This is a genomic window from [Clostridium] innocuum, from assembly GCA_012317185.1.
Lineage (GTDB): Bacteria > Bacillota_I > Bacilli_A > Erysipelotrichales > Erysipelotrichaceae > Clostridium_AQ > Clostridium_AQ innocuum.
Genome location: CP048838.1, coordinates 529,517 through 553,630, shown reverse-complemented (window position 1 = coordinate 553,630; position 24,114 = coordinate 529,517). Strand labels below are relative to the sequence as shown.

Genomic DNA, 24,114 nt, shown 5'->3' with positions numbered 1-24,114 from the left:
TTTCTTTTTTATAATTCCCCTCAGAATTATTTCTGCATATCTGCTTTTTTTCTTGCGATCAATGCCATTTTCATAACCGTGGCACCATCCATTTTTCCATATGTATCTTTATCTACGATAACATAAGGAATATGGTACGGATCGATGATCGGCTTGATGTAGTCGATTTTGTGTGCAATCTGCGGTCCGATGACAAGTACATCCATACCTTCCACTTCACTCTGCAGCAAATCTACCGGTATTGCAGTAAATTGGAAATCATCAATGTTCAGCTTGGCACTGTCCTTGACAGTTTTCTTCATGCTATCCATCAGCATGGTTGTAGAGAAGCCTCCTGCACAGCACAATACGATTTTCATGTTAGTTACCCTCCTTTGCTTCAAACACATTTATCATTTCCTCAATCAGATCTCTCGCTAATTGAGAAGTCATATAATGGTCCTGCGCATGAACCATCAACAACCCGATTTCAGGTTTCTCATCGCTGTCACTCATTTCTGCAGTGATGAGCTTTGTCTGGATTTTATGTGCCTCCAGATCTATCTTTCTCGCCTGGGCAAGCAGCTCGCGTGCCTCAACATAACGACTTTCCTTTACCATTTTCAAAGCCTCAAATGCTTTTGCCTTGCTATCTCCGGCAGCTGAAATCATGCCTACGATTTCCTGTTCCAACTGATTCATTTCGTTTCCTCCTCGTTAATATGCAGTAAATGCTTCGATTCTCTCTTTCGTCAATGCGTTCGCCAGCTGTACGACCAGCTCTATTGTATGATCCAAATCCCGTGTATTCACCAGACTCCAGGAGCCGTGGCAATAGCGCAGCGGTATTCCGATGACCATAGCGAGCGTACCACTGCGGCTGATTCCTGCATTGCCCGCGTCGGTACCTCCACCGCTGAACATATCACACTGGTATGGAATATTGTGGGCTTGTGCAATTTCTTTAACAAACGCCAGCAGCTTCTCATTCGGTGCCAGTGTTTTATCATAATGCACCAGCATACAGCCCTTTCCCAACATACGGTGATTGGTATGGTTTCTTGACAGCTCTGGATGGTTTGCCACATCGAGCGCAAAGACGATATCCGGCTCTTCCTTATATACTGCTGTTTTCCCTCCGCGCACACCTACCTCTTCACTGCTGGTTGCACACAGAATGATTTCATTTTCCAGTGGCAGCGCATGAAGACGCTTCATCGCCTGTGCAAGCACATAGCAGCCGCTGCGATCATCCATCGCCTTGCCGGCATATACATGCTCGTGGTTGAAGGGATGTGCACTGCTGGCAAAGCAGACCATATTGCCGATTTCCACACCGAGTGCCGCAACCTCTTCGCGACTGTCACAGCCCAAATCCACATACAGCTCCCTGACATGGTGATTTTCATCTGTCGTAATGTTCAGAATACCGGACACCTTCGCTCCAAAGGCCGTGGTAATCCTTACCTCCTGCATTTCCATGCTCTTCTGCTGAACGCCGCCCAGCGCAATCAGATATACAAAACCGATATCTGATATATGCCGCACAAGAAAGCCGACCTCATCCATATGGGCGCAAAACATGATTTTCAGCGGTTTTTCAGCTGTCCCCTTCTTGTGAAAGGAAATGCTGCCAAGCGTATCGTATGTGATTTCATCGCTGTATGCGGATAATTCCTCTTTCAATATGGCGCGTACCTCCCCCTCTTTGGAAGCAACCGCATCCGCATTAGACAGGCGTACCAGTAACTCTTCTTTCATATACTTCCTCCATCCAGTTCCTTCATAACAATCAGCAGCTCCTCCAGCGTCCTGCTGCTTAACACCCGTTCCAGACGCTTTTCATCCTTCATAAGCTGATACAGCTTGCGGGTGATATCCTTATGCATCTCATAGCTGCTTCTCGTCAGGGATATCATAAAGATGATGCGTACCTCTTTGCCCTCATGCCACAGCGGTTTATGCAATATGCAGACAGAAATCATATTCTTTTCCGCAATGATCTGAATCGGATGCGGTATAGCAACACCATGTGCATACACGGTACTCATATAAGACTCGCGTTCCATGACGTAATCCGCATAATGCGCACCGCCATAGCCACAGGTTTCCAGCTGATCCGCCATCTGCTTCAAGAGAGCCGGATAGTCTGTTTCCTCACTGATTTGGAAAAAATCACGGCTGAACAGTGAATAGATATAGGAATCCACATCTGCAATGCTCAGGGAATCACAATTATCAAACTGCAGCACCTGACGAATACGAATCAGATCCTGATCATCCAGCAGCTCCTTGATATAGATAATCGGAGCACTGAATTCCCGATTCAAAGGGACGATGGTAAAAATCAGGTCCGGCTGAAAAGCTGCCAGCTCCTCCAGCTGCAGAAAGCTGAAGGTTTCCACCTCTGCCTTGACAAACAGCGATTCGATCTGAAGCTTGATCAGATAGGCACTGCCCCCGCCGGTGGAACAGACGACGCCGATTCGGTTAAACCGTCGGATACGCAGCTCGCGTTCCTTTTCCATGTGAGCCGCAAAATGCGTCGCTACAAAGCCGACCTCATCGTGCGTCGCCTCAACATCATATTTTTCCTTCAGCATATCCGCAAAGCGTATGGCAATGTTGAAAATCATCGGATAGCGAATACAGATTTCACTGATCAGATTATTCTTATACGATATTTTCTGATGCAGCCGGTCGATCAATAGGGATACATGGGTAAGCAGTGATGTTTTAAATACCTCGTCCTCACTGAATTCTGTTCCATATACCTCATCGCATTCATGCAGAAACTGGTCGATATCCTCCCGCAGACTGACGCTGAAGGAGCTGGCCGGTACCATCTGACGAATATTGATTCGCAGCACCTCAAGAAACTGCTGATAGGTCTTTTTTGATATACCATAGGTGAATAAGCCTTCCACGGTCTGTATGACCTCTGCCCCGACCCGTTCACAGGCATCCTTACGCTCATTTGGATGATATCGTTCCTCTTTTCGAATCTGCGCCAGATACAGCGTGACCTTCAGCCATACGATAACATTTTTCAATTCATTGTAATTGATATTGAGATGCTCCTGCTCAATGCTGTGTACCAGCACCTCATGAATCCGGCTAAAGGAAGCATCCTCCTTTTCCAGCTCCTGCGTGATAAAGGTATTCCCATCAAAATACAGCTCGCTCATCAGCTTTCGAATATGCTGTGTATCTCCACGGATACGGATGCCGTAATGGCTTTTCTTTTCCAGCTGCAAATGATGAGCTTGCAGCTGCTTTTCCACTTCCTGTAAATCCTTTTTTACTGAGGTACGGCTGATTTGAAACTGCTCTGCCATACGATCCATGGAAACATAGCTTTCCTGCAATGTCAGATACGCCATCATGTTCTTGACGCGGTCCTTCATGTCAAACATCGTTTCATGCTCGAGCGATTTCATAAATTCATCCAGCAGACGGTCATTGACTACTTCAAGCAGATATCCGTTCCCCCTGCGCATGTGCAGCTGATACCCGTTTCTTGAAGAAATCTGTATCAGATATGACAGATCATTCTGTATCGTTCTTCTGGATACATCATATCGCTTCATGAAATATTCCATGGGCAGGTATTCCTTCATTGTCAGAAAGTCTTTCATTATGGAATATAATCTCATACAGGATTCTCCTTTCTTGTTTTCGGTATCGCTTACATCCACATTATAAGATTGCTTTCACATTAAGAACAGATTAACAATTACACCTGAATGTGCAAATAAAATCGTAAAGTGCTGCTTTGATAACGGATGTAAAAGATACAGGGATAATAGTAACATATAGATAAATGCTTTGTTCCATCGTTCCCGTCATATTTATCGATGTAGAATGCCCTTACCGATATGGAATTTACGTTAATTTTTCCGTTTCCGTATCCTCTTTTTCTTAAAGTATTGCATGTTTTTTTAGAAACAATTAGTATATTATTGAAGTAAGTGTATACAAAAAGAGTAACAGCAAAGAAGTGTCACCGTATCATGAAAGCAATGAGTTTTTTCAAACTGTCCTGCTGTTTCTCACAAGCTTATGTTTCATATGGAGGTATGCATGATGACGGATAACGAAAGAAAGCGTTTAAGAGAATTAAACAGCAAAAACGAAGAATTCAACAAACAATTATATGAGAATGCGAGAAGCTATGCAAAAGGCTTGTTTGCGCACAGCATACTGGCATTGCTAATTCTGCTATTATATTTGTTATTATAAGCGATATGAAATTCTTGAATTCTTTGCCTATAAGCTTAACCAGTATATAATATGTTATTTCCTATAAACCTGGATTTTAAGCGACATCAGCAATAATCCAAGATATAAAAAGAAGTCATGTAACTGATATTCATAACAGTGTTTACATGACCTTCTTATAATTTTATTTTACCACGACTGCCTAAAAGGACACACTATTTGTGTGTCCATGTAGTTTTCACTAAATCCTTCAGCTGAAGCTTTACACTTGATTGTCCCGCAACCAGAGCTTTGCTTAAACGGAAGCCGTATTCATCCTTATTCTTTGTTTTATTGACGCTCAGATACATCCATGGAAGCTCCTGCATACCGCTGTCAAGGATAACATTTACACTACCCTCAAGCTCATAAGCCTTATGCTTTTTCTCTATGTCATGGGAAACAACAGAGACAATACTTCCGCCCTGTGTGCTGAATTCCCCACTTGCCTCAAAATAGATAAGATAGGCATCGGTTTCTTCCTCCACATCAGAAAGATAAATCGTATTTCCTTCACTCTCATAAACCTTCTGTCCCTCGTTGGAGGACACATCCTTCAGCTGAAAGGTATACACAACCTCTTCTTTTATTTCCTGCTGTATCGTACGATAATTGCTGGATTCCTGCAGATAGCCCATTGCCTTACGCTGATCGTCGATTGCCACACTGCGGCTGATAGCATAAAAGCTGATCATAATGATTACAGCCACCAGTATACTAATCACCGCACGGTTTCCGGCCTTGCTTTTTTTGTTTTTCAACAACAGCGGCTCCGGTACATTGCGCACAATCCCATTGATAAAGGCTGTTTCATCCCCATTGTAAATATCCTGCGGCTGCAGGCTTCGCAGCTGGGCAGTATACAGCTGATTCGCAATGTCATGCAGCTCCACATTCAGATAGCTGCTCTCTCTTATTTTTTTAAGAAGTCGATTTTGTATTTTCCTGTATTCCTGCAGGTATTCCTGTTCCAGCAGGTCCAGTATTTCATTATTTTCCATGATTATGACCTCTTTCCTGTCCTATTATAGTATATCATATGAATCCGATTGCGTGAGCATTTATACGATAACAAATACACCGTAAAATTACAATGTTTTTTCTATGAAAAATTATGGAAAAGTATACTTTCATGGGTTATGTATCCATTTCCCGGGGAATATCTTTTTGTACAATCCTGTTTGTCCCAGCTTTGAACATCCAATCCTTTTCATTTTTTTAACATTTACCTCTGAACCAAACAGGCGTATAATAAGATACAAATATCAAAGGGGTAGTAGAATGAATAAAGAGAAGTCAATAAACAGAGGTTTGATGACTGAGGGAGTCATCTGGAAGGAAATTCTGCTGTTTTCCATACCACTGCTGCTGGGAAATCTGTTTCAGCAGCTGTATAATGCAGTGGATTCCGTTGTTGTGGGGAATTATATCGGGGCACAGGCACTTGCGGCTGTAGGCTCCAGTGCGCCTGTCATCAATTTACTTGTCAGCTTTTTCATGGGACTTGCGGTTGGGGCCGGCGTCATCATCTCCCGCTATTTCGGGGCAAGAAAAAAAGAAGAGCTGCACATCGCCGTGCATACCTCGCTGGCACTGACCTTTGCGGCAGGTCTTGTCATGACGCTGATTGGCGTACTTATTTCTCCTTATGTACTGCAATGGGTAGGAACACCAAGTGATGTCATGGAAAGCTCCGTGCTGTATCTGCGTATTTATTTTCTGGGCATTTTATCTGTGATGGTTTACAACATGGGAAGCGGTATCCTGCGGGCAGTGGGTGATTCCAGAAATCCGCTGTACTTTCTGATCGTGTCTTCCGTCACCAACATTATTCTGGATATGCTGTTCGTCATCGTCTTTCACATGGGAATTGCTGGAGTCGGATGGGCCACGCTGATTGCACAGACCATCAGTGCTGTATTAACCATGCTTCTGCTTATGCGTACCAAAGAAGAATACCAGGTAAAGCTGAAGCATATCCGCTTTCACAAGCATATGCTTTATGAAATTGTCCGACTGGGACTTCCCAGCGGTTTGCAGAATGCCATCGTTTCCTTTTCCAATGTTATCGTGCAAAGCAACATCAACGCCTTCGGTTCTCTGGCAATGGCAGGCTGCGGCTCCTACACCAAGATCGACGGCTTTGCCATACTTCCGGTTATGAGCTATTCCATGGCACTGACCACGTTTACCGGACAGAATATGGGGGCTAAAAAATATGACCGGGTAAAGCAGGGTGCAAAGACCGGCATTCTCATGAGTGTCCTAACGATTGTCTGCATTTCTGCCCTGCTGCTGATGTTAGGTCCTAACGTTCTTGCGATTTTCTCCAGTGATCCGACAGTGATTAATTATGGACTGTATATGATGCATGTACTCGCACCGGGCTATATCTTCCTGGCAATATCCCATGCCTTTAACGGTATCATTCGTGGCGCAGGCATCACGACAGTGCCTATGATCGTTATGGTCACATGCTGGTGCGGGCTGCGTATGGCATGGATTCTAACCAGTGTACCGTTGTTTCATGATATCGGTGTCGTCTTTATGGGATGGCCGCTGACCTGGATTGCCAGTGCCCTATGGCTGTTCCTGTATTATCGTAAGGGAAAATGGATGACACGCTATGATTCTTAAAGACAGATAAAAACCATCGATGAACCAGAATATTCGATGGCTTTTTACTATATTTATGCTGTATGTGCCGGCTGCTTTTGTGACTGCGGTCTGCGTCTGCGGTTGTTCCGCTTTGGTGCAGCTGCCGATGTTTGGTGCTTCACTGCAGCACTGCGGTTCTCGCTTCGATTGGATACGGAAGGCTTCGCTGCGGGTTTCTGCCTTCTTCTATTCTGCGACTTTGCAGATGCCGCAGGCTCCAGATTACGCATTGGAAACTCGCGATCCTCCACAACCGGTATGTGCATACGAATCAGCTTTTCGATGTTCTTTACATACTCTGCTTCATTGCAGTCAGAGAATGCAATGGCACAGCCCTGTCTGCCGGCTCTGCCGGTACGTCCGATGCGATGTACATATACTTCAGCCTCATTGGGGATATCAAAGTTAAATACATGACTCAGCTCCTGAACATCGATTCCTCTTGCGGCGATGTCTGTAGCAACAAGTACCCGGCTTTTTCCTTCCTTGAATTGCAACAATGCCTGCTGACGCGCATTCTGAGATTTATTTCCATGAATCACACCGGTTGTTACACCGTTTTCATTCAGATACTTTGTTAGACGGTTTGCATTGCTTTTCGTCCTTGTGAATACAAGTGCATTTTGTACGCGGTTCTTCTGTAAAAGCTTTAACAGCAGGCGTTTTTTGTTTGCTTTGTCCACATAATACAGGCTCTGATCGATCTTTTCCACTGTAGTTGATGCCGGCGTCACCTCAATGCTGACAGGCTCATGCAGTAAGGACTGGGCAAGTTTACGGATTTCTGAAGGCATGGTGGCACTGAAAAACAATGTCTGCTTCCTTTTGGGCAGCTTTGCGATAATCCGCTTTACATCCGGAAGAAATCCCATATCCAGCATACGGTCTGCTTCATCCAGTATGAAGATTTCAATATGGCTGATGTCAATTATGCCCTGTTGAATCAGATCATTCAATCGACCGGGTGTTGCGACCAGAATATCCACTCCGGCCTTCAAAATACGTTCCTGCGGCTTCTGCGGTACACCACCAAAGATGACGGCACTGCGTATTGTTGTATATTGGGCATACGCTGTGATGTTTTCCTGAATCTGTATGGCAAGCTCTCTGGTCGGTGTTACGATTAGGGAGCGGATGCTTTGTTTATAATGCTTCTTTAACAATTGAATTGTCGGAATGGAAAATGCTGCTGTTTTTCCGGTACCGGTCTGTGCACAGCCGAGAATGTCACGACCCTGCAAAGCGTAGGGTATTGCCTGTTCCTGAATTGGTGTGGGATCAACATATCCCTGTTCTTTAACAGCCTTTAAAATAGGCTCTGTTATATGTAATGTTTGAAATTTCATGTTCTCTTCTTTCTATCAGGCATGAAAAAGCGATACTTATTGTTCATCCCTAAGTATCGCGTTAGCCTTGAATTTAAGCAACCTCATCATAACACACTTTGTTGCAGAACAGAAGATTTTTTTGAAATTTCACAAAGATTCACATAGAAACATGTGCTTTTTATATCTATGCTTTACCAAACGTGAGTGAGTATTTATATTTTTCTGCACGGTAAACAGTTTTGAAAAACAATCTATCCCAAAATTAAGACTATAAGGAAAGACATACAAATTAAAATCAAAATATCAAGTTATGATGATATCTATTTTGTTGTCGACCATGCACGTAGAATTATCGTTACAGGGCTATACTCATATCGCCAAAATCAGTTTTTTCAACTACTAACCAGATCCTTCACAAGTATATAAGACACAAAAAGATTCACACGTTGACTTTATAACCTGTGAACCTTTTTAAACATATCAGATTTAATACTGCCCTACCTTAACACATATTCCTTCAAAAACCGGCTGACTCCCTGCTCCGTATTCGCCTTTGCGATATAATCCGCCATTTCCTTTACCTCTGACTGACCATTTTCCATACAAACACTGATTCCGGCTGTGGAAAACATAGTCGCATCATTGAAGTTATCACCAAACACCATCGTCTGCTTCGGCTGTACATGCAGCAGCTCCATCAGTCGTTCCAGCGTCTTTCCCTTTGTCGCATCCACATGTGTGATCGTGTATACATCATCCTCACTGCGTACAGCATGCAGGCTTTCACAATGTGCATTGATCGTATGCAGAACAGGCTCCATCACATTCGCATTCTTTGCGACCATAACCACCTTGAAGATGGCATGCTCCAGCATATCCCAATCATTGCCTGCTTGTTTCACCATTGTTTTTCCACGCAGACGATTCAGAAAAAATTGCAGCCGCGCATCCTGCAGTGAGGTTGTAAAAACAACATCGTTTGTGTAAGCAATACATGGAATATCCTGTTGCTGCAGCTGCTGGAAAGCAAATGCCAGCTCTACGGATTCCATGCTTTTCTCATATATACAGGCATCCCCCTGAAACATGTTCGCTCCGTTATTTGCGATAAAGGGAAGCTGCAGAGACAGCTCCTTCAGATATGGCTTCATAATATGAATATTGCGCCCGCTTGCCAGTGTGAACATGATTTCGCGTTTCGCTAATTCCTTTATCACGTCAACGATTCCGGCATCCAGCTGCTTTTCATCATCCAGCAGCGTACCGTCGAGATCGGCAACAACAAGCCGGATATCCGAAAAGCCGCTCATACAAAAACCTGATCCAGCTTATCACGAAGGAAGGCAGAGGCATGTGTGCATACCTTTTGCCAGTCAGAATTCCCCGTGTACCAGAATTCCCCTACAAACATCCGTACACCCTGCTGCTTCAGCTCTCTTATGTTTTCCACAAACTCCGTATGACCACTGCCAAACGGTATTTCACGATAATGACCGGGAATAGTTTCCTTTAAATGTGCCGCCACAATATGACCCTTTCCCGTCCGGATATCTTCGTTTACATTCTTCCCGTAAAGCAGACTCGCATTTTTCAGATTCCCCATATCCGGATATACGCCCAGATAGGGAGAAGCAGCCTCTTGAACATAGTGCATGCTTTTTTCCACCGTATCCATAAACGGTGTTTCCATCGTCTCAAAGCCCAGCAGGATTCCCTTTTTCGCTGCCAGTTCCACACAATGTCGCAGATTGCGGATGAAATTCTGCTTTGTCTGTTCGCTGCCCACTTCATAATATACATCATAGCCTGCCAGCTGTATGATACGGATTCCCAGATCATCTGCCAGCTGTACTGCAGCCTCCATGATTTGAAGAGCCTTTTTTTGTATATGCTCATCCGGGTGCCCCAGAGGATACTTACGGTGTCCACTCAGACACATGGAATGGATCCGCACACCGGTTTCCTCCATGGCCCGCACAATAGCCCCGCGTTCTTCCCTGGTATATTGCAGCCGTGCAAGCTTTTCGTCGCTCTCATCGACACTCATTTCAAGATAATCAAAGCCGAATTCTCTGCACAGCTGCAGCTTTTCCTTCCATGACAGGGTGTTTGGCATGGATTTCTCATATTGTCCCAGCTCATATGCTCTCATGAGGAGCTCCCCTGTCCATAGTAGGCATTGGGACCATGCTTGCGCTTGAAGTGCTTATCCAGCAATACCTGCTGCATCGGCTGTGCACTTCCATTTTGCAGCATCACACTCACAAATGCCATAGCGGCGCACTCCTCCATCACAACGGCATTGTGCACTGCCTCAAACGGATCCTTTCCCCAGCTGAACGGTCCATGACTGTGTACCAGCACCCCCGGCATACTGTTGGGATCAATCCCTTTCTGCTTGAAGGTTTCCACGATTACATGTCCGGTTTCCAGCTCATATTCCCCATGGATTTCCGCCTCACTCATTTGCCTTGTACAGGGGATATCTCCATAGAAATAATCCGCCTGAGTCGTTCCCAGCGCAGGGATTGCTTTTCCTGCCTGTGCAAATGCCGTAGCCCAGCGGGAATGTGTATGCACGGCTCCTCCGATATTCGGGAAGTTCTTATAAAACTCCAGATGTGTCATCAGATCACTGCTTGGCTTCAGCTTTCCCTCCACCACATTTCCTTCCAAATCACATAAAACGATATCCTCAGCACTCATGTCGTCATACTCCACACCGCTCGGCTTGATGGCGACGATTCCGTGTTCCCTGTCGATCCCAGATACATTTCCCCATGTAAAGGTAATCAGTCCATACTTAGGAAGCAGTAGATTTGCCTCCAGCACCTTCTTTTTCAGTTCTTCCAGCATCGTATACCTCCTAGTCCTCTACGATATAGACCGCTGCCTCATTCGCCGTATGATTGGCGGCAACGATCAGATCGCGGTCCTCTTCATTAACCAGACACAGATTTGCCGGACCCACGCCACGATCGATTTCCTTCGTCACAAAGGCGCCGTCCTTATACTGCACATAGAACAGCTCCGCATCCCTTCGACGCACACCTGCTAGAAAAGTCGGTACGCCACGCAGGGTGCCTCCCACCAGCGTATGGGCAAAGTCAATCTCATTCTCATACGTATATACCCGCTGATAGCTTCCCTCCAGCTTCTTATAAATATGGATCTCTGTTCCATGGAACGGCTCAATCGTCATAATCTCCTGCTCCCCGTCTCCATCAATATCCAGCACAGCAATCTCACCAATGGTACCGCTCAGCACGTATTCCACCTGCCACTGTCCGCCTCTGTGCGCAGGCGGTGCGACCTTAACGATTCCCTGGTCACTTCCGAAATACCCGCAGGTATGCTGTGCATCCCGATAATAGCCGTGATTGCGATACAGCCCATCCATCAGGACCTCAATCTGTATACCCTCGTTCAAATCCTCAGGAAGCTCACCGACATAGATGCGTCCGGGAACACTCCAGTCCTCTTTGTTCTGCTTTGCAGTCGCTATGGTGGCACCGATAAAATAATTCACTCCGTTTTTATGATAGATATCAAAGCGGTGAATATACGGCAGCTGTAATACATCCTTTATAACAAAGCCGCCCTCTGTATATTTCCCCCACACGATTTTGGAGAGAGATGGGGATACCTTGAGGTAAAATTCCTGCACTGCCAGAAACTCTCCCTCATGATTGGGAATCGGAATAATGGACATGCAGCCCCCGGCCTTTTTCCAGATCGTCTCCTTATGCTCAAAGCTCTTTCCCGAAAACATTTCACACATCACATCCGGATCCTCACTGGCATAGATAATGTGATTCTCATGGTTCATATGGATGCTGGCGGCACAGTAACAGCGCCGGATTTCATCCAGTTTTTTCTTTGTAATTTTCATAGTCAAAGCCCTCATTTCTGTATGTTCATATAGTACGTTTTATCGTTAATTTTATAGATTTTTCGTTAAATTCACGAATTTTGCGTATAAGAAAAGCTGCACTGGGCAGCTTATTCTTTTTTACTTATTTATAGCGGCTGCCAGCCCTTCTTCAATCTCTTTTGCGGACATTACATTTTTCAGTCCGACAATTTTTGTGCCACGTTTTTCCGCATCCGCAAACATGCTTACAAAGTTTTTGGAGCACAGAACGATATCATACTGGCCTGCGGCAGATTTTCCTTCGGATACCGCACAGTGACGGATTTCCTGGATACCCAGCCCCATCTTCTTCGTTACCTTTTCAACGTTTAATTTGATCATCATACTTGTGCCTGCACCATTTCCACAGCAGACCAGCAGTTTCAGTTTTCCAGCCATTGTCATCTCTCCTTTATTGATTATGTCACTTCTATTTTACGCCTTTTGCGCTTCTTTTTCTTTCATTTTTTCCAGATATTCATCATAATCCTCTGTAATCAGGAAGTACGTATCCGGATGCTTGCGATATTGAAGCTGTGGAATTGCAAGCAGAATCAATACAACGATCGCGACACCGAAGTATCCGAGGAATTTCATGATGACGGTGAATAACGGCCATACGGTTGCCCAGTCAAACATTCCAAGATAACCACCATATGCCGCAAGACCGACACCTCCGGCAATCAGAGCTGAGCCAAATACCTGAATCAGACCGGAGATAAACGGGAACAGCATAGCTGCTTTGATACCGCCTCGGTTATCCGCATAGATTGCGATTACCGCATTGTCGAAGAAGACCGGTACAAACCCTGCGATAACCAGTGTCGGACTCTTCATCAGCAGCAGAATCATGATGGCAAGGAACTGACCAAGCGCTCCCATCAAGAAGCCGACCGTAACTGCATTGGCGCTTCCAAAACCGAATACCGCTGCACAGTCGATGCCCGGAACTGCACCAGGCAGGAAGGTGTTGGAAATACCCTGGAAGGAATTTGTCAGCTCGGTAACAAAGGTACGTACACCAAGCTGCAGGATTGCCAGATAGACAGCGAAGTTCAATGCCGTAGTCATAATGTAGAAGAAGAAATTATCAGCGGCCTTCATGAACTCCATGCTGACCAGATAATCCTTGCCAAGCACGAGCAGGATCGCTCCGAAGAACAGGAACATCAAAATGGAGGTTGCCACCATATTTTCATTGAAGATGGACAGGAAGCCCGGGAATTTCAGATCATCCAGACGCTTGGTGGATTTCCCCTTCAGCTTATCTGCCAGCTTCGCAAAGATTGCAATACCGAACATCTGCTGGTGAGCGATGGCAAAGCCTCCGCCCTCGGTAAGCTCCTGCGTGATTTCAACGGTAAGATTGGAGCCGACTGCCCAGTACAGGCCCAGAATCAGACCCATGAGGATCAGAATCGGTGTATCTCCCAGTGTAGGAAAGCAGAACAGAATCAGCCAGAAAGCGGTGGAAGCCTGCTGCATCTGTACATGTCCTGTCGTGAATACGGCACGCATTTTTGTCCATTTCTTTAAACGAACAAGCAGTAAATTCATGATAAACGCAATCAACAGCAGCAGCATGACCTGTGAAAAGGTTCTGCCAAAGCGTTCCCCAAGCCCTGCTGTAACTGCATTTTGTCCGAAATACGGGTCAATGACCATCGCATCCAGATTGAAGCGGTCCTTCAATCCGACCAGAATCGGGCGGAAGTTATTGACCAGTCCACCGGATCCGACAGCCAGAATCATATACCCGACGGTTGCCTTGATAAAGCCTGCGAATGCTTCATATAACGGTTTCTTAAGCAGCAGATATCCGACCAGAACCATGAGCCCGATGAAATACGCCGGCTGTGTCAGAATATTTGTTGCGAAGAAACTCCAGATACTCATTAAAAAGTCCATAAAGTTTTCCCTCTCTTTATATTGGTTTATGCTTCGTATGTTTGTGCTGCCTGCTGCAGTTCCTCAACTGTATGCGCTTCCAGTAATGCATTGACGAGCTCCTCGTTCATCAAGGCATCCATGAGCTCCTGAATATTATGCAGGTGCTGCTCATGATCGACAGCGGCCAGGGAGAAAAACAGTCTTGCTTTTTTGTCAGGGTCCTGTTTATCAAAATCCACAGGCTCTTCCACCTTCATAAAGGAGATGGCAGTGCCATGGCACCCCTTTGCCCCTTCTGTGGAATGCGGCATGGCGATATCCGGTACAATAACGATATAGGGACCGTATTTATTTACACAGTCAATAACTGCCTGCACATAGATATCTTCTACAACTCCCGCTTCCAGCAGCGTACGATAACCGGCACGGATTGCCTCCTGCCAGTCATCAAAGTGCTGTTCAAAGGAAAAGTAGCCTTTCTCAATGATTTCCTTCAGCATGCGCTTTACCTCCTATAATATGGAACGGAACGGAACATTCGGTTCATCCGTAAAGCAGTCCTCAAAGCCTCTGCGGTAATGGAACTGGCGCTTGTTCTGATCTGTCGGCCACACATATTTTCCACCGACATCCCAGATAAACGGATGGAATTTATAATCCAGAACATCCTTTTTGTATTCATACAGCATATTGATTTCCTGCGGGTCTGCCTTGAAGTTTGTCCATACATCGTAATGGAATGGAATAACGACCTTGCAGTTCAGTGCTTCCGCCATACGCAGGATATCCACGCTTGTCATTTTATCCTGATTCCCTGCCGGATTTTCCCCATAGGAGCCTAATGCAACATCAATATCGTAGTCCTTGCCGTGCTTTGCATAATAGGTGGAGTAATGAGAATCTCCGCTGTGATAAACACTTCCGGCTGGTGTCTTTATAATATAGTTGACAGCTTTTTCATCCATATCGGTTGGACACTTACCGCGTACATCCTCATCATTGGTAACAAGACAGGTACGATCAAAGCTGTCCACAACAATGATCTGTGTGTCCTTGATTTTCACCACATCCCCCGGCTTTACAACCTGACAGCGCTCTTTCGGTACGCCGTAGCTCAGCCATTTTTCCACACTCTTTTGCGGACCGATAAACGGTACGGCAGCATCACAGTTCTTCAAGACAGCTGCTGCATAGAACGGATCGATATGATCGTTATGATAATGAGTGGATAATACAGCATCCACCTGTGTTACAGCGAAGGGATCATATACGATTGGCGCAGCACGCAGATTCGGCTGTGTCATTCTCCCTCCGGTCATATTGCGCATCTGATGGAATTTCGCCATCTCTTTGTTTTTCTTTGTACGCTTTCCATTACCAAACCATAAATCAATGGAAATGTTGGTATTGTTCTCTGTCTTGATCCATAAGCCGGTACAGCCGATCCACCACATGGCGAAGGTACCTTTTTCTACGACCTCCTGATCAATTTCCTCATTCAGCCAGGTTCCCCATTCCGGAAAAGCTCCCAGAATCCAGGATTCTCTGGTAATTTCATCTACTTGACTCATTGCATATTCCTCCAGTTTCTTAATTGCGCGCGCCGCTTGTTTTTGTACACCCATATGATAAACATTTCATGAACAATTGGCAATAGTTTTAAATGAACAGTTCATAAAATATATGAACAATTCGAGAGATGTGTGCGATTACAATTCATATAACCATGAATAAATGAATTGTTTTATGAATTATATGATTGACAACCATTCATAAAGAACATATAATGTATTTGTAAAAGAGGTGCAGACATATGAAAAAAGGATTATCAAGACTCACGTTCAGTGAAACAACACGCCGTATCATCACCATTGCCATCTATGCATTCTTCACAATATATACCTTATATAAGCTGCTTCAGGAACCAAGCCCGGAAGGCAAGCTATGCTATGGTCTGCTTCTGATCATCTTTATGGGGGTAGCACTCTGGGCGGAATATCTGCGGATTCTATATCAGAAAATGATTATGGCACTGAATATGGATTGTGACGCAGGTCTTGCGAAACACTATTATAACATATTGAAAAAGCGGGATTTCATGAAAAGCTACCGGACAACGCAGCTGATCTTTGATACTCTGTATTATCAGGATATTGGAAAACCACAGACCTGCATCGAGCTGTTGGAAAGCAATGAGAAAACCTTTCGCTCCTCCCTTGATTATCTGCTGATTCGCAATTATACCTATTTTTATTCCTATTATAAGCTGGGAAACCGAACAAAGGTAAAGCACTGGTATCCGGAGGTTATGAAGCTGAAGGATACCAAAATCAAGGGCAGCAAGGTCTCTCCTCTGTATAACTGGGAGTTTATCGAGGCCGTGTATCTTTCCTGTATGAAGGATTATAAGAAAAGTCTGGCAAAGTTCAAGCAGATTGATACTAGATATATGAACAATCGGGAAATGGCGCAGTATTATACGGAATTTGGAAAAGTTTACAAAGAATTGAATGATAAGGAAAATGCAGTTATAATGTTTACAAAGGCTATGGAAACAGGGAAACAGCTGTCCAGCAGCAGGGAGGCAGGTGCCTGCTTCCATCGTTTATGAAATGAAACAGGGGATACAATATGAAAATGAATAAGGCAGTCGTGGATGCACGACGCAATAAAATCATGCAGAAGATTCAGAGTCAGGGAAAGGCTGCGGTCGAGGATCTGGCAGAGGAGCTGCAGGTATCACCGCTGACCATACGGCGTGATCTGCAGTTCTGGGAGGAAATGGGGGCAGTGGAGCGCTATTACGGCGGTGCCAAGCTGATTCAGCATTTTGTGGAAAACGATGACCCACAGCTATCTAACGAACAGTACAAGCATGCCATCGCAAAATATGCCGCACAGTATGTACAGGACGGTGATACGATATTTATCAATACAAGCTCAACTGCACTGCTTGTGCTGAAGTATATTAAAAACAAGCGTGTCACCGTTATCACCAACAACGGCAAAGCGATTTTCATGGACCATGACCCCATGGTCAGCATCTGTCTGAGCGGTGGTGAGCTGCGCATTCCGAAAGAAAGCATGGTCGGTGATTTTGCATTGAATAATCTGAACAAGGTATCGGCAACAAAAGCCTTTCTCGGCTGCAGCGGATTCAGTGTGGCAAGCGGCATGACTACCGCTATTTTGCAGGAGGTTGCTATCAATGAGGTGATGATCACCCGCTGTATCGGTGAGACCTTTATTCTGGCTGACCATACAAAAATCGGAACCAACCACAGTTTCATCAGTGGGATGATTCAGTCATTCGATTATCTGATCACTGATCATCTTGCGCCTGAGGAAGAACTTCTGGCAATTCAGGAGGCAGGCGTTAAAACGGTCACACTGGATCCGTTAACCCATATTGCGGACAGTTTCACAAAGCGATAACAAACAGTTATTTCTTTGCTTACTTACACTTATATACTCACATAAGTCCCGTAAATGGGGCTTATTGTTGTTTGTATGAGTATGTATGTGTGATGTGGAGGTTCTATGCAGCACTTAGGTAACAAACCTGTTCGTAGGATGTTACTTCAAAGTATCCTCTGAAGTAAAACAGCAGCAATACCGGAAGTAAATGTTTAATAATATAAGAAGTAAAATATTCGAAAGTGAGTGATGTATTGGCGTTTATGTTGTTCTTTTCAGGTGGCTAAAGAATCATGGCTATTATTTTTACGTAGGATTTTGATGCAACTTCCGATATATATTTAACATTACATACACGCTACTTTGATAAGGAATTATCTATTCTTAATTTAAATATTATTCATGAAAAGATGTATCATGAAATTAAAGGAAGTAAAAGAAAATAGCTAAGTGTCAGAGGTTTGTATCATCATGAATTGAGTAAGTTGTTTCCTACAAAAGCTTTATGAAAGTATACAAAATATTGATTTTTATATTAAATATTATTAAATAAATTCATATTTCGTTGACTAAACACCTCGGAATTGCCTATAATATAGATGAAAGATAGAGGAGGTTTTCATATGGCAGATACGAATATGATGATTGCAAAAAATATTAGAGAAGCACTAAAAAAAGCAGAAAAGAAACAATATGAGCTAGCAGATGCTCTTGGTTACTCAAAGCAGACTGTCAGCAACATACTTGCAGGATCTCGTACAGTCAATGCAATGGACCTTAAAAAGATTGCTGGTTTTTGCAATATTTCAATGGATAGGCTTGTAGCATTGCCAGAGAAACCTGTTGAAACAAATGTTGTTCGTGCATTTATGGGACAAGTCAAGACGAAAGAAGCAAAAAAAGGAATTGAAATGGCTGACAAACTTATTGATATGTATCTGTTCCATTCTCGTATATATGAAAGTGGAATGGTTGGTATGAAAGAGAAGAGCAGCCTATAATGAATCAAATTCTAGCAAACAGCCTTTACAAACAAAATGTAAAGCGATTTCAAAAATTGAAAGAAGAAGCAAAGACATTAAATATACTCTACAACGGCAGTAATATCATTCAAGATGATATCTATATTGTGTTGAAAAATTATGTTTCAAAAAATGACAAACATTTAGAACTTTTTCGTTTGCCAATACAAGATGATGATTTTTGTGCATTTACCTGCATTCGAGAAGGGAAACTTTTCACAGTATTAAATTCATGGTTGCCAATTTCGAAACAGATTTTTGCTACTGCTCATGAGCTATATCATGTTTGGCGCTATATTTCTGATCAAGATGATTCACTATCCAATAATGGTTCATTATTAAGATCAGAAAATATGGATGATGATACAGCAACAAGAGAAGATAAGGAAGCTAATGCTTTTGCAGGGTTGCTTCTTGTACCTGATTTACAATTACTAGAACAGATAGAGATTTATGGAATTGATAAAAGTAAATTAGATCTTGATTCTGTTGTGAAACTAATGGATATTTTTGCTGTTCCATATAAAGCAATTGTATTGCGGCTTTTTGAAGAAAATATTATTAGTGAAAAAAATGCAATTCAACTTTTAAAAGAAGGGACCATTGAAAGAATAGAATTTTCCATGCAATCTCAAAATGTTGGAGAGCGATGGAAAAAAAGAACATTCGATGAAATTGATCTGGGAGTTGTTGAAAATCGTTTAAAACAAAATAAGGAAGCAGATCGATTGTCAGATTCTCGTATCGTAGAAGACGAACGTACACTCAAAGATATAAGAGAGTGGTTTTCAAGAAAGTGAGTCAGGCAATGAGTAAGAATCGATGCGTGTGACTGGACACTGATTTCATTTCAAAACTTTACGCCACAAAGATAGATGATTCAGACCGTTTTATTCAAAGGATTATCTGTATTGATTCCTTTCATTATGCATGTCATGTTCAAACCATTAAAGAGATAAATAACCATGACCCATCAATTGCAAATTGGATAAATGCAAATGATAGTATTCGTGTTTATACAGATCGTGATTTGCTCAGTATTTTAATTGATAATTTCGGGCAAATGGCATTTATATACTTTTTGAATATACTCAAAAAAGCTGTACTACATTTTCATCAAAGTACTATGATAAACATTATGGCACTCTAAAAGAATATCAAATAGATTTTTGGTCAAAATGGACTATAGATGATTTTTTATCAATTTTAGAAAAATGTGATGAAGAAGTTGGTCGAGATAATAATTTAGGCGAAATTAAACTTTATTCTACTGCACAAATATTAGAAGTATTAAGTATAGAAGAGTTGTATATTTTCTGTTCTGACGACCGCAAAGCACGTTCCGTAATGTCAAACCAAAGCATTGACTGTGTTAGTGCATTAGCTTCATTTTATCTGGCAAAAAACTATTTGCATATGAGTAAGGAATATGCACAAGTATTTTTTGATTCGTGGATGGCTTTGCATAGAAATCAAAAATGTTTTCAAATATATAGCGAAAGTGGATATCAGTTAGAACGTGTTCCTGGTCAAGATATTTTCGATATGTTGTATGAGGACGAGCTTGATTTACAAAAAGATGGTTTTTTCAAAAGAAAATAGCGTAACGTAATACCATTTTGGTCATTTAGCCAAGATGGTGTTTTATATTTGTTATACAAGGAAAAAATACGATACATCGATTTATCTATATTAGATCATATCGCTGGATGTAGGAAGCTAAAGAGAATTTACCAAATGGGTATGTTCTGTAACAGTATTCAAAAAAATAAGAAACCCTTATTGGATAGAGAACAGTCTAACATTCGTACACATAAGTACCCTGCGCTTTCTCTGCTGGTCTGTTTTCTCCATTGACTTATATTTACTTTTTCTCCATATATGATATGATGTTGCCATGAACTATAGTGTAATTATTGTTGCGGCCGGAAAAGGTACGAGGACCGGTCTGACCTATAACAAGGTATTTTACAAAATCGGAAATGCTCCCATCATCACACAGACTCTGAAACCGTTTCTGGAAGATGCGGACTGTGCGAAAATCATCATGTCGATCTCTCCACATGAACAGGAGGAATTTGAAAAGATTATTCAAAGTGAGAAGATCGTTTATGTACCTGGCGGGGCAACCAGACAGGAAAGCGGATATCTCGGTCTGCAGGAAGTAGAAACAGAGTTTGTCATGATTCACGACGGCGTACGTCCGTTCCTAACTGCGAAGCATCTGGAAGCTTTAAAGGCTGCACTGAAAACAGAGGATGCCGCATTACTGATGGTACCGCTGATCGATACCATTAAGGAAGTGAGAGACGGTTATGTCGTTCACACTCCGGAGCGTTCCAATTATATGAGTGCGCAGACACCGCAAGCATTTCGCACGGAGCTGATCAAAAACTGTCATGAAGAGGCAAAAAAGCATCCGGAGATTGTCGCCAGTGATGATGCTATGCTTGCAGAATTGTTCTCAGATACAAAAATAAAGGTTGTAGAAGGAAGCTATGACAATATCAAGGTGACCACACAGCGTGATTTGAAACAGATTCATCTGCTTCATGAGGAACAAAATACATAAAGAAACATGAGAAGTCTTATTCTATAAACCATAGAATGGCTTCTTTTTTCAAACAGCTAGTATTCTGCCTGCTGACTGATCTCAGCACTGTGAAATGATCACATACCAGTTTAAATACAAGAAAACAATGCCACATGAAAAAAAGATGGTACGAAAGAAACAGGAGGCACCGTATATGAGAAAACATATGATACATCCATCACTGTATGCCTATGAATTTATGGAACTAAACCCCTATAAAACCTATGTATATGCTCTTCAAAGAGATGATAGGGTCTATATCATCGATACCTTCTGCGGTGCCACATATATGGAAATCATAAAGGCAGATTACCCGAGAAAGAATTTTGTTGTGATCAACACCCATTATCATTTTGATCATATATGGGGAAATTACAGCTTTTCTCATTGTCCGATCTATGCTCATCAGCTCTGTAAAACCATGATACAGCGCCATGGTATAAGAGAACTGCAGGAACAGAAGAAATGTTTTCAAGGAACACAAACGCTGATTTTACCAAATTACTGCTTTGATGGAAAACAGTTACAGATAGCAGACGGTCTTCAGCTGCTTTATACACCCGGACACACCCTGGATGGAATCAGTGTCTATGATCAAACGCTGAATGCTTTGTTTGTTGGAGATACACTGGAAAAGCCGTTGATTCAAATAGAAGGATCTTATCTTTCAGAGTATAGGCAGTCACTGGAATATTTCTTAACCTTACCTGTAACACACTTTTATGCAGGACATACCTTACAGCTGACAAAAGCCGATGTGCGGGATACGCTGGCATATATTCATGCGCTTTTAGGCAATGAAGCCATGCAGTTTGATTCAGAAGAAACACAGGGGATTCACTCGATGAATCTGAATGCTCTAAAACAGTAAATTCAACATCCTGCCCATCATGGTTTCCTACTTAACAGAAAGAAGCAGCCTTTCATTCGTATTCTTTATATGCTGTTCAGTGAAAGTCTCACATATCATACAGTTAATAGCATAATTGAATCCGTATATACGAAGTATTCTTTACTATGAGGAGTTTTCTCAAATGCTGTCAGATATCCTTGTCCGAACCCATATGGAAAAAGAGCCTGAATATATGCCGGTTGTTCACGCTCTCTTTGAAATTCAATATGATCTTTTACAGGATTTGAAGCCGTCCGCCTTTGTAGAGGTGATTCTCTGTGAATACAGGTCCTTTCAGCTCTATATTCCCCGGACGCAGTGCCTGTGTACTTCCGGAAAAGGATAAACAGCAATGTCCAAGCTCTTTTAATGTATGCAGTGCTTCAAAGCCAATTGCCGTAATCGTATAAGATACATCACAAATCTGAACGGTATCTCCGACACAGGGCTCTTCCTGCAGCTTGGCAACGGTATGCAATACAGAGATATCCGCCAGCTCCTGTGGTGCCGTTTCATTGAAAATAATCAGAAAATTGCAATCCTCATTTAAAAATTCCAGCGCACATTCTCCCCATCCGCTGATTCTGGTATCATATTTCATTATCACTCGCTCCTTTTCCTAATACATCCCGATACTGAATAAATAAGCTATAACAACAGCAAGAGGTCCGCTGATCATACGGCTGTATAATACGGCGGGTACACCTGCCTCAACAGTTTCCGCTTTTGCCTGACACAACGATAATCCAACCGGTATGAAGTCGCAGCCAACCTGCGCATTGATAGCGAACAATGCAGGTAATGCATATTGCGCCGGTATATTTCCAAGGGCGATCTGCGTTCCCAGCAGCGCTCCCACAACCTGGGCAATGACAGCACCGGGTCCCAGGATGGGAGATACCACCGGCAGGGAGCAGATCAGAGAAATCAGAAGCATTCCCGGAAGGGTTGCACAAAGGGGTGCAATGGAATTTGCAATAAAATTGCCAAGACCACTCACCTGAATCATACCCAGCAGGGTTGCTGTAAATGCCATAAAAGGAAGGATATTGCGCAGCACCATTTCAATGGTTTCTTTCCCTGCCGCATAGCACGTACTGACAACACGGCTCATTCCCATGCCAACATGAAGAAGCGCATTTTTATAAGAAGCCGGCTGTGCAGATATCTTTGACCCCGGTTCCTGCATCGTATCGATAGTGTGTGCTGTATCTTCTTTGAGGATTTCTATATTCGCCTCACCTACATCAGAAACATAATTGTCTTCCTTCATAAAACGTGCCAGCGGACCGCTTTGTCCGGTAGGAAGCACATTGATGGTAGGGATTCCCTTTTTTGGATATATACCACAGCGCGCCGTTCCACCGCAATCGATTACAGCCGCCAGAATCTCCTCATCCGGACAGCCTGTGGCAAATCCGTCAACCACATCACACCGGCATGCCTCTGCCAGCCTTTGCGCAATCGGATGGATGCCTCCTCCACTTACACATAAAATGACATGCTTCCTTTTATCTGCCTGTAAAAGAAGTGGGCCACCCCAGCCTGCGCTTCCTTTTGTAACACGCACTGCCGGCTGCTGTTTCAAGGCATCCTTTTTATTCTCCGCACCCACTTCCTCCGTTGGCTTTTGCCCTTCCTTTTTCTGATTCAAATAAACGGATATCTGTTCCGTTATGAAACCACGCAGTATCATGATGACAAGTCCTGCCATAAAATAGCGGGTTGCCAATGCGGACAGCGACAATTTCTGTTGCGTTATTCCCGAAGCAATCCCCATATAAACAAACAGCTCAGCAGCATTCGCATGAGGAAACAATCCCGTAACCGGATGCAGAAAGCTTACACAGGCATCATAGTATGCTGTCTTATACTTCTCATCCAGAAATTTTCCAAATGTGAAGCAGAGCGGATTTCCAAGAAATAAAATTGCCATCAGCGGTAAAAGCGTATAACGTGCAATGCGCCAGCGGGTCAAAGATTTGGTAATCCTTTCTACACGGCTTTCTCCAATCAGCTTCACAACCGCACTCACCGCCGTCATTAAACAGACAACCATCGGAAGAAGCGTTGTCATCCAGCCCAAAAGAATTTCTCCCCCGGTTTCAAACATGGACAAAAACCCCTGTGTCAAATCGGTAAACGCATCCATTCCCATACCC

Annotated in this window: 25 protein-coding genes; 9 read left to right on the top strand and 16 right to left on the bottom strand. The window is 43.3% G+C overall.

All coding sequences use genetic code 11. From position 1 onward, the window contains the following. Positions 1 to 26: 26 nt before the first annotated feature. The 4 genes from G4D54_02780 to G4D54_02765 are packed head-to-tail and all read right to left on the bottom strand — an operon-like array spanning position 27 to position 3,635. Positions 27 to 359 (bottom strand): PTS sugar transporter subunit IIB, encoded by a 333-nt coding sequence (locus G4D54_02780; GenBank protein ID QJA01419.1) that lies wholly within the window; start codon positions 357 to 359, stop codon positions 27 to 29. Position 360: 1 nt separating this feature from the next. Continuing rightward, a complete protein-coding gene (locus tag G4D54_02775; GenBank protein ID QJA01418.1) occupies positions 361 to 681 on the bottom strand; it encodes a PTS lactose/cellobiose transporter subunit IIA in 321 nt (106 codons plus the stop codon). Between the two features lie 15 nt (positions 682 to 696). Next, entirely contained in the window at positions 697 to 1,740 is a 1,044-nt protein-coding gene (gene ypdE, locus G4D54_02770; GenBank protein ID QJA01417.1) for an aminopeptidase, read from the bottom strand. Beyond that, positions 1,737 to 3,635 (bottom strand): transcription antiterminator, encoded by a 1,899-nt coding sequence (locus G4D54_02765; GenBank protein QJA01416.1) that lies wholly within the window; start codon positions 3,633 to 3,635, stop codon positions 1,737 to 1,739. Before G4D54_02765 ends, ypdE begins: the two co-directional genes overlap by 4 nt. A 427-nt stretch (positions 3,636 to 4,062) precedes the next feature. On the opposite strand from G4D54_02765, the gene G4D54_02760 reads away from it, so the two are divergent. Then, a complete protein-coding gene (locus tag G4D54_02760; GenBank protein ID QJA01415.1) occupies positions 4,063 to 4,221 on the top strand; it encodes a hypothetical protein in 159 nt (52 codons plus the stop codon). Between the two features lie 194 nt (positions 4,222 to 4,415). On the opposite strand, the gene G4D54_02755 is transcribed toward G4D54_02760, so the two are convergent. Continuing rightward, positions 4,416 to 5,240, bottom strand: coding sequence for a hypothetical protein (locus tag G4D54_02755; protein ID QJA01414.1), 825 nt, complete (start codon positions 5,238 to 5,240; stop codon positions 4,416 to 4,418). A 280-nt stretch (positions 5,241 to 5,520) separates the two neighbouring features. On the opposite strand from G4D54_02755, the gene G4D54_02750 reads away from it, so the two are divergent. After that, on the top strand, positions 5,521 to 6,876 hold the full coding sequence (locus tag G4D54_02750; GenBank protein QJA01413.1) for an MATE family efflux transporter: 1,356 nt from the start codon (positions 5,521 to 5,523) through the stop codon (positions 6,874 to 6,876). Positions 6,877 to 6,929: 53 nt separating this feature from the next. Here the strand turns inward: G4D54_02750 and G4D54_02745 are convergent, their stop codons facing one another. The 9 genes from G4D54_02745 to ulaG form a co-directional block, all read right to left on the bottom strand. Next, the gene (locus G4D54_02745; GenBank protein ID QJA01412.1) at positions 6,930 to 8,243 is read right to left on the bottom strand and encodes a DEAD/DEAH box helicase; all 1,314 of its coding nucleotides are present in this window, start codon (positions 8,241 to 8,243) and stop codon (positions 6,930 to 6,932) included. A gap of 479 nt (positions 8,244 to 8,722) precedes the next feature. After that, positions 8,723 to 9,535 carry a Cof-type HAD-IIB family hydrolase gene (locus G4D54_02740; protein QJA01411.1) on the bottom strand — a complete coding sequence of 271 codons (813 nt, stop codon included), beginning with the start codon at positions 9,533 to 9,535 and terminating at the stop codon, positions 8,723 to 8,725. Further along, positions 9,532 to 10,377, bottom strand: coding sequence for an L-ribulose-5-phosphate 3-epimerase (locus tag G4D54_02735; protein QJA01410.1), 846 nt, complete (start codon positions 10,375 to 10,377; stop codon positions 9,532 to 9,534). The genes G4D54_02740 and G4D54_02735 overlap by 4 nt, the downstream gene beginning before the upstream one ends. Continuing rightward, positions 10,374 to 11,081: an L-ribulose-5-phosphate 4-epimerase gene (gene araD / locus G4D54_02730; GenBank protein ID QJA01409.1), complete on the bottom strand. Its 708-nt coding sequence runs from the start codon at positions 11,079 to 11,081 to the stop codon at positions 10,374 to 10,376. Before araD ends, G4D54_02735 begins: the two co-directional genes overlap by 4 nt. Positions 11,082 to 11,091: 10 nt before the next feature. Further along, entirely contained in the window at positions 11,092 to 12,117 is a 1,026-nt protein-coding gene (locus G4D54_02725) for a hypothetical protein (GenBank protein ID QJA01408.1), read from the bottom strand. Positions 12,118 to 12,237: 120 nt separating this feature from the next. Continuing rightward, entirely contained in the window at positions 12,238 to 12,537 is a 300-nt protein-coding gene (locus G4D54_02720) for a PTS sugar transporter subunit IIB (protein ID QJA01407.1), read from the bottom strand. A gap of 36 nt (positions 12,538 to 12,573) precedes the next feature. Then, complete coding sequence (locus tag G4D54_02715; GenBank protein ID QJA01406.1) at positions 12,574 to 14,046, bottom strand: PTS ascorbate transporter subunit IIC; 1,473 nt, start codon at positions 14,044 to 14,046, stop codon at positions 12,574 to 12,576. Positions 14,047 to 14,072: 26 nt separating this feature from the next. After that, positions 14,073 to 14,528 carry a PTS sugar transporter subunit IIA gene (locus tag G4D54_02710; protein ID QJA01405.1) on the bottom strand — a complete coding sequence of 152 codons (456 nt, stop codon included), beginning with the start codon at positions 14,526 to 14,528 and terminating at the stop codon, positions 14,073 to 14,075. A gap of 12 nt (positions 14,529 to 14,540) precedes the next feature. Further along, the gene (gene ulaG, locus G4D54_02705; GenBank protein ID QJA01404.1) at positions 14,541 to 15,599 is read right to left on the bottom strand and encodes an L-ascorbate 6-phosphate lactonase; all 1,059 of its coding nucleotides are present in this window, start codon (positions 15,597 to 15,599) and stop codon (positions 14,541 to 14,543) included. A gap of 242 nt (positions 15,600 to 15,841) precedes the next feature. Here ulaG and G4D54_02700 point away from each other — a divergent pair, with 242 nt between their 5' ends. From G4D54_02700 to G4D54_02670, 7 genes are all read left to right on the top strand, one after another. Beyond that, positions 15,842 to 16,639, top strand: coding sequence for a hypothetical protein (locus G4D54_02700; protein ID QJA01403.1), 798 nt, complete (start codon positions 15,842 to 15,844; stop codon positions 16,637 to 16,639). Between the two features lie 20 nt (positions 16,640 to 16,659). Continuing rightward, positions 16,660 to 17,463: a DeoR/GlpR transcriptional regulator gene (locus G4D54_02695; GenBank protein QJA01402.1), complete on the top strand. Its 804-nt coding sequence runs from the start codon at positions 16,660 to 16,662 to the stop codon at positions 17,461 to 17,463. A 605-nt stretch (positions 17,464 to 18,068) separates the two neighbouring features. Further along, positions 18,069 to 18,446, top strand: a complete 378-nt coding sequence (locus G4D54_02690) for a helix-turn-helix transcriptional regulator (GenBank protein QJA01401.1) — start codon at positions 18,069 to 18,071, stop codon at positions 18,444 to 18,446. Further along, positions 18,446 to 19,267, top strand: coding sequence for an ImmA/IrrE family metallo-endopeptidase (locus G4D54_02685; protein QJA01400.1), 822 nt, complete (start codon positions 18,446 to 18,448; stop codon positions 19,265 to 19,267). Before G4D54_02690 ends, G4D54_02685 begins: the two co-directional genes overlap by 1 nt. A 547-nt stretch (positions 19,268 to 19,814) precedes the next feature. Next, positions 19,815 to 20,069, top strand: coding sequence for a hypothetical protein (locus tag G4D54_02680; GenBank protein ID QJA01399.1), 255 nt, complete (start codon positions 19,815 to 19,817; stop codon positions 20,067 to 20,069). A gap of 295 nt (positions 20,070 to 20,364) precedes the next feature. Further along, on the top strand, positions 20,365 to 21,039 hold the full coding sequence (ispD, locus tag G4D54_02675) for a 2-C-methyl-D-erythritol 4-phosphate cytidylyltransferase (protein ID QJA01398.1): 675 nt from the start codon (positions 20,365 to 20,367) through the stop codon (positions 21,037 to 21,039). 175 nt (positions 21,040 to 21,214) lie between these two features. Then, on the top strand, positions 21,215 to 21,931 hold the full coding sequence (locus G4D54_02670; GenBank protein ID QJA01397.1) for an MBL fold metallo-hydrolase: 717 nt from the start codon (positions 21,215 to 21,217) through the stop codon (positions 21,929 to 21,931). Positions 21,932 to 22,187: 256 nt separating this feature from the next. Here the strand turns inward: G4D54_02670 and G4D54_02665 are convergent, their stop codons facing one another. Together G4D54_02665 and G4D54_02660 are read right to left on the bottom strand one after the other, a co-directional pair. Further along, positions 22,188 to 22,553, bottom strand: a complete 366-nt coding sequence (locus G4D54_02665) for a PTS glucitol/sorbitol transporter subunit IIA (protein ID QJA01396.1) — start codon at positions 22,551 to 22,553, stop codon at positions 22,188 to 22,190. Positions 22,554 to 22,571: 18 nt separating this feature from the next. After that, positions 22,572 to 24,104 carry a PTS glucose transporter subunit IIA gene (locus tag G4D54_02660; protein ID QJA01395.1) on the bottom strand — a complete coding sequence of 511 codons (1,533 nt, stop codon included), beginning with the start codon at positions 24,102 to 24,104 and terminating at the stop codon, positions 22,572 to 22,574. Positions 24,105 to 24,114: the final 10 nt, after the last annotated feature.